This is a genomic window from Pseudomonas sp. FG86 (genome assembly GCF_057808775.1).
Map to the genome: position 1 here is coordinate 78,471 of NZ_JBMDIS010000026.1, position 6,441 is coordinate 84,911.

General features: G+C 60.0%; 5 protein-coding genes. 1 reads left to right on the forward strand and 4 read right to left on the reverse strand.

Going from position 1 to position 6,441, the window contains the following annotated elements:
- Positions 1-11: 11 nt before the first annotated feature.
- The 3 genes from ACODSV_RS18230 to ACODSV_RS18240 form a co-directional block, all read right to left on the reverse strand.
- A complete protein-coding gene (locus tag ACODSV_RS18230; protein WP_024074419.1) occupies positions 12-590 on the reverse strand; it encodes a GNAT family N-acetyltransferase in 579 nt (192 codons plus the stop codon).
- Between the two features lie 68 nt (positions 591-658).
- On the reverse strand, positions 659-3,016 hold the full coding sequence (locus ACODSV_RS18235; protein ID WP_150095330.1) for a DNA polymerase II: 2,358 nt from the start codon (positions 3,014-3,016) through the stop codon (positions 659-661).
- A gap of 168 nt (positions 3,017-3,184) precedes the next feature.
- Entirely contained in the window at positions 3,185-3,652 is a 468-nt protein-coding gene (locus ACODSV_RS18240; protein WP_150054273.1) for an SRPBCC family protein, read from the reverse strand.
- A gap of 98 nt (positions 3,653-3,750) precedes the next feature.
- On the opposite strand from ACODSV_RS18240, the gene ACODSV_RS18245 reads away from it, so the two are divergent.
- Entirely contained in the window at positions 3,751-4,152 is a 402-nt protein-coding gene (locus ACODSV_RS18245) for a GFA family protein (protein ID WP_024074416.1), read from the forward strand.
- 4 nt (positions 4,153-4,156) lie between these two features.
- Here the strand turns inward: ACODSV_RS18245 and mrdA are convergent, their stop codons facing one another.
- Positions 4,157-6,049 (reverse strand): penicillin-binding protein 2, encoded by a 1,893-nt coding sequence (gene mrdA, locus ACODSV_RS18250; RefSeq protein WP_024074415.1) that lies wholly within the window; start codon positions 6,047-6,049, stop codon positions 4,157-4,159.
- Positions 6,050-6,441 lie beyond the last annotated feature (392 nt).

Here is a 6,441-nt window from a genome sequence, read left to right on the forward strand (position 1 = left end):
GTGCTTCCTCCTTATCGCAGCAGCTTTGCCTGCAAGTTGGCCTTCACCTGCGACCATTCCGAATCAATGATGCTGAAGCGTACCGAGTTGCGCTTGCGACCGTCGGGCATGATGCGTTCGTGGCGCACGATGCCTTCCTGGACGGCGCCCAGGCGCAGAATCGCGGCTCGGGATTTTTCGTTGAGTTCGTCGGTGGTGAATTGCACGCGCACGCAATCGAGGACTTCGAAAGCGTAAGTCAGCAGCAAGAGCTTGGCTTCGGTGTTGATCGCGGTTTTTTGGGTGGACTGCGCCAGCCAGGTATGGCCGATTTCCAGCTTGCGATTGGCCCGGTCGACCTTCCAGAACCGCGTGCTGCCGACGATCCGGCCGGTGTCCCGGCGCACGACGGCAAATGGGATAACCGTGCCGGCATCACGTCCGGCCAAGGCCGTGTCGATGTATTGATCGACCGTGTGCGGGCCCGGTACATGGGTGACCTTGAGGTTCCACAGCTCGCCGTCGGCGGCTGCGTCGAGCAAGGCGGCCGCGTGTTCACGCTGCAGGGGCAAGAGCTCGACCGTGTGGCCGGTCAGGGTGATGTGGGTCATGGGGCGGCGCCGTCGGATGGTCGTCAGAGAACAAGAGTGCAGGCTCTCACCCGGACGAGGCAAGTGTTTTAGAACAGGCCCATTTGCCCACCGACCAGGGTGCTGAAATCATCATTCACGAACGGCAAAATAGCATCGGCCACCGGCTGTAACTGGCGGGTAACGTAGTGGTCGTAGTCGATCGGCGCCTGGCGCACTTCCAGTGGTTCGGGGCCATTGACGCTGATCACGTAGCTGATCCAGCCGCCGCGCTGGTATTGGCGTGGGCGGCTCAGGCGGTCGTTGTAGTCGTCGGCCAGGCGCGCAGCACGCACGTGAGGCGGGACGTTGCGTTCGTAGTCATCGAGCTGGCGGCGCAGGCGCTTGCGGTAGATGAGCAATTCGTCGAGCTCGCCGTTCAATGTGCGCCGCACGTAGTCGCGCACATAGTCCTGGTGGGGCTGGCGATGGAAGATGCGCTGGTAGAGTTCCTGCTGGAATTGCCGGGCCAGGGGCGACCAGTCGCTGCGCACGGTTTCGAGGCCCTTGTAGACCATCTCCTCGCTACCATCGGCGCGCACCACCAAGCCGGCGTAGCGCTTCTTGCTGCCCTCCTCCGCGCCACGGATGGTGGGCATCAGGAAGCGGGTGAAGTGGGTTTCGTACTGCAGTTCCAGGGCGCTTTGCAGGCCGAACGCATCGTGCAAATGCGTGCGCCACCATGCGTTGACGTGCTGCACCAGTGCCCGGCCGATGCGGCTGGCATCGGCCTGGGAATGAGCGCTGCCGAGCCAGACAAAGGTGGAGTCGGTGTCGCCGTAGATCACTTCATAGCCCTGGGCTTCGACCAGCGCGCGGGTCTGGCGCATGATCTGATGGCCGCGCATCGTAATCGACGAGGCCAGCCGCGTATCGAAAAAGCGACAACCGCTGGAGCCGAGTACGCCATAGAAGGCGTTCATAATGATTTTCAGCGCCTGGGACAGCGGCGCATTGTGTTCACGCTTGGCCTCTTCGCGACCTTCGGAAACACGAGCAACGATGGACGGCAGGCAATGCCGGGTGCGGGAAAAGCGCGCACCGCGAAAGCCTTCCACGGACTCGCTGTCGTCCGGGTGCTTGAGACCCTCGATCAGGCCCACCGGATCGATCAGGAAGCTGCGGATAATCGACGGATAGAGGCTTTTGTAATCGAGCACCAGTACCGATTCGTAGAGGCCGGGGCGCGAGTCCATGACAAAACCGCCAGGGCTGGCCTGGGGCGGCTTGTCGCCCAGGTTCGGCGCGACGAAACCCTGGCGGTGCATCAGCGGCAGGTACAAGTGCGTGAAGGCGGCCACCGAGCCACCGTTGCGATCGGCCGGCAACCCGGTGACGCTGGCGCGTTCGAGCAGGAACTTGAGCAGCTCGGTCTTCTCGAAAATCCGCGTGACCAGCTCGCAGTCCTTGAGGTTGTAGCGCGCCAGGGCGGGCTTGTCTTCGGCGAACATGCGGTTGATTTCGTCCATGCGCTGGTACGGCGTGGAGATGTCCTTGCCCTCGCCAAGCAGGGTTTGCGCGACGTTTTCCAGGCTGAAGGATTCAAAGCTCCAGGTAGCGGAGCGCAGGGCTTCGATACCATCGATGATCAAGCGCCCCGCCGCCGCGGCGAAATAGTGATTGCGGCTGCCATGTTCGCGCCAGGCCATGGGCTCGGCGCCACGGCCAAGCAGCAGCGGCACATTGAGGCGCTTGGCATGTTCGTGGAGCACGCGCAGGTCGAACTGCACCAGGTTCCAGCCGATGATGGCATCGGGATCATGGGTGGCGAGCCATTGATTGAGGCGTTCGAGCAATTGGGCGCGGGTCTCGCAGTAGTCGAGCTTGAAGTCGACTGCGTCGGTGTTGTTCGGTGGACCGAGCATGTACACCTGGCGTTCGCCGCAACCTTCGAGGGCGATGGAGTAGAGATCGCCCTGGGCCGTGGTCTCGATGTCGAGGGATACCAGCTTGAGCGACGGGCGGTAGTCCGGCGCGGGTTTCATCTGCGCGTCGAGCAGCGTGCCGCTGGCATCCGGCGTGCCGCCGAACCACACCGGGGCGGTGATGAAGCGTTCCATCATGTAGCGCTCGGGGGGCCGTACATCGCCTTCGTAGACATCCACCCCGGCGGTGCGCAGGCGTTTTTCCAGATCCATCGCCTGACGGTGCTGACGGGTGTACAGGCCCAGGACCGGGCGGTGATGGAAGTCGCACAGTTGCAACGGCCGCAACTCGATATCGCGCTCATCCTTGAGCAACCAATCCAGCGGCTTGCGGTGGGCCTCGGGAATGAACATCACCGAGGTTTGCACGGGGAGGCGGATAAACCGTGGCCCAAGGTCCGTGGCCAGCCAGAAGCTGACCTCCGTGCCCCCAGGGGTGTCGCGCCAATGCCGGGTCAGGACAAAACCCTGCTGTAAATCCACCGTACCGCACCTCAGGAATCGCTTTCAGGGCGTGATTCTACCTGTCATACGTCTAAACGCCGAACGTTTGCGGCGAACAACCGGTGATCAGAGGGTGGCCACGGTGCCGGCAGCCATCGACGTCTACAAGAAGCTGGAAACGGGCATCGCCCATGATGCCCGTTTGGGTCAAGCCTGCCGGGCTTGGCTGAGATAGTCTTCGATATTGCCCATCTGCTCATCCCATCCACGGGAGTTCATCTTGAAGGCTTTCTGACGGCGAGCCTCGGGAATGGCGTCGAAGCCCGACTCAACGACCCGCAGCAGAATGCCAGGCGCGCGGTCTTCAATCGTGAACTCCACCAGGGTGGGTGTCTCCTGGTCGTAGTCGACAGTCTTATCGACCGCGAACGGATGCCACCAGAAAGAGAACAACGTTTGCGGCAGGATGCGCTCGATCTTGGCTTTCCACACCACATGTTCGTAACCAGGATAGGTAATCGGTGCTTCGATGGTCTCCCCGGCAACAAAGGTCTTGCCCTTGAGGGCAATGCCAAACCAGCGACCGAATTGTTCGGCATCGGTCAGTGCCGCCCACACTTGTTTACGTGAAGCGTTCAGCAGGACTTTTCGTTCTATGCGATCTAATACATGCATAAGTCACCTCCTCCATTGACAGTAGGCGACATCGACCAATGCGCAAACTTCGGTTGTGCGCGATGATGATGACCCCATCCTTGACCCGGCCATAGGTTATGACTGACCCGTTGAATGGAAGTTGCTTCTGTAAAGGCGTGCGCTATCAAGTGGACAGCCTGGACATGCCCATCAGCCACTGCCACTGCGACAGCTGCCGCAAAGTGCATGCGGCTGCGTTCGTGGCCACAGCCGGCGTGATGCGCAAGCATTTTCGCTGGACGCAAGGTGAGGACCTGCTGTCGTCGTTTGAATCTTCGCCGGGCAAGCACCGGCATTTCTGCTCGCGCTGCGGCTCACATCTGATCGCTGAACGTGAGTTTCAGCCGCATGTGATTGTGCGGGTGGCGACGCTGGATGATGATCCGGGCGTCAGGCCCACCTCGCACATCTGGACGGCCCATGATGTGCCGTGGCTGACTTATGAGGGCGTGGAACAGTGGGATGAGTGGAAGACCTGATTCGTCAGACGTGCGGGTCGCCCGGCGCCTTGCTCGGGGTCGCATATTGCGGCTTCAAGTGGCCTTCCTGGTCGAGTAGCCAGGCGTCCATGATCTGGCGCACTACAGGGCCTGCCACACGTCCGCCCGCCTCGCCGTTTTCGATCATCACCGAGATCACGATTTTCGGGTGTTCCGCTGGTGCGAAGCCGACGAACAAGGCGTTGTCACGATGGCGCTCCAGGGTCTTGTTGCGGTTGTAGCGCTCCCCCTGCTTGATTGCCACTACCTGCGCGGTACCGCTCTTGCCAGCAATACGATATTGGGCGCCAAGCGCAGCAGCCCGGGCGATACCGCGCGGGTCGTGCATTACCAATTGCATACCGTGGTTGACCTGCTCCCAATCGCGCGGGTCCTTGAGGACCACGTTGGGCATGGGGTTCTCATCCACCGGCGGCACGCCATTGATGGTCTTGGCCAAGTGCGGTCGGTTCCACACACCTTTGTTGGCGATCAACGCGGTGGCTTGAGCCAGTTGCAGCGGCGTGACCTGCATATAGCCCTGACCGATTCCGAGGATCACGGTTTCACCCGGGAACCAGGGTTGGCGCCTTGTTGCACGCTTCCAGGCCTGGGATGGCATCAAGCCAGCGGACTCTTCGAACATGTCCAGTGAGACCTTCTGGCCAAGGCCGAATTCGGCCAGATAGTCGTGCAAGCGGTCGATCCCCAGCTTGTGGGCAAGGTCGTAGAAGTAGGTATCGTTGGAGCGCATGATGGCCGCGTCCATGTCCACCCAGCCGTCGCCACTGTGGTTCCAGTTGCGGTATTTATGGTCAAAGTCCGGCAGTTGGTAGTAACCGGGGTCGAAGACGCGGGTTTGGGCTGTGACGACGCCACTGTCGAGACCGGCAATCGCCACTTCCGGCTTGATGGTTGAGCCTGGGGCATAGAGCCCGCGCAATACGCGGTTGAACAGTGGCCGGTCGATCGAGTCGTGCAGCGCGGCGTATTCCTTGAAGCTGATACCGGTAACGAACAGATTCGGGTCGAAGCTCGGCTTGCTGACCATGGCCAGTACTTCGCCGGTTTGCGGGTCAAGGGCGACCACCGAACCACGACGATCGCCCAGGGCTTCTTCAGCCGCTTCCTGGAGTTTGACGTCCAGGCTCAGGACGATGTTTTTGCCGGGGATCGGGTCCGTATGCTTCAACACGCGCAATACCCGGCCCTGAGCATTGGTCTCGACTTCTTCATAGCCGACATGACCATGCAGTTCAGACTCGTAGAAGCGCTCGATGCCGGTTTTACCAATGGATTGCGTACCGCGGTACTCCACCGAATCCAGGGCCTTGGATTCTTTTTCGTTGATACGGCCGACATAGCCGATGGAGTGAGCGAAGTGCGCACCCAGCGGGTAGTGGCGAACGAACTGTGGCTCCACATCGACCCCGGGAAGCCGGAATTCATTCACCGCCAATACGGCGATCTGCTCTTCCGTCAACTCGTAAAACAGTGTGACAGGGACGAAGGGATGGCGTGCTTGCTTGAGTGCCTTATCGAACACGGCACGGTCTTCGGCGGGCAGATGCAGCAGGTTGACGATGGCGTCGAGTTCACCTTTGAGATCCGTGGTGCGCTCGCGGGTAATGGTCAGGTTGTAGCTGGGACGGTTGTCAGCCAGCACAACCCCGTTGCGGTCATAAATAAGGCCGCGGGTGGGCGTAATGGGCAGGACATGGACCCGGTTGTTTTCAGAAATCGTCGAGTGATAGTCGAACTGCACTACCTGCAGGAAATACATGCGGCCCACCAAGGCACAGGTGATGCCAATCACCAACAGCGCGCAGGCGAGCAGACGTTTGTTGACCAAACGGTTTTCTTTTTCGTGATCTTTAATCGGTATGGGTTCAGGCATTTCTACAGCATCTCGTTGAAGAAGGTCGACGCCGCGTCCTGCGGATGAAAAATCAATCCTTGTGAAAATGTGCTGCACCATACCAAAAATGAAGAAACACTTTGCATCGATTTCCCCAACGGCACTCTGGAAGAGTTGTTTTGTGTAGTTGAGTCAAAATTCAGATGGGTATCTATGCTCCAACAGCCAGGCGTCACTCGGGCCAACATGCCATCAGGATGGTGGGATGCCAACCCGAGGGTGCGCCTCAGCGTTATCGTCCTGCGTGAGCACGCTTGCGCCTGCGCTTTTCGACCGCCCAAAACAAAACCCCATCTGCTTTCGCAAATGGGGTTTCGGAATTTAATCTTGACGATGACCTACTCTCACATGGGGAAACCCCACACTACCAT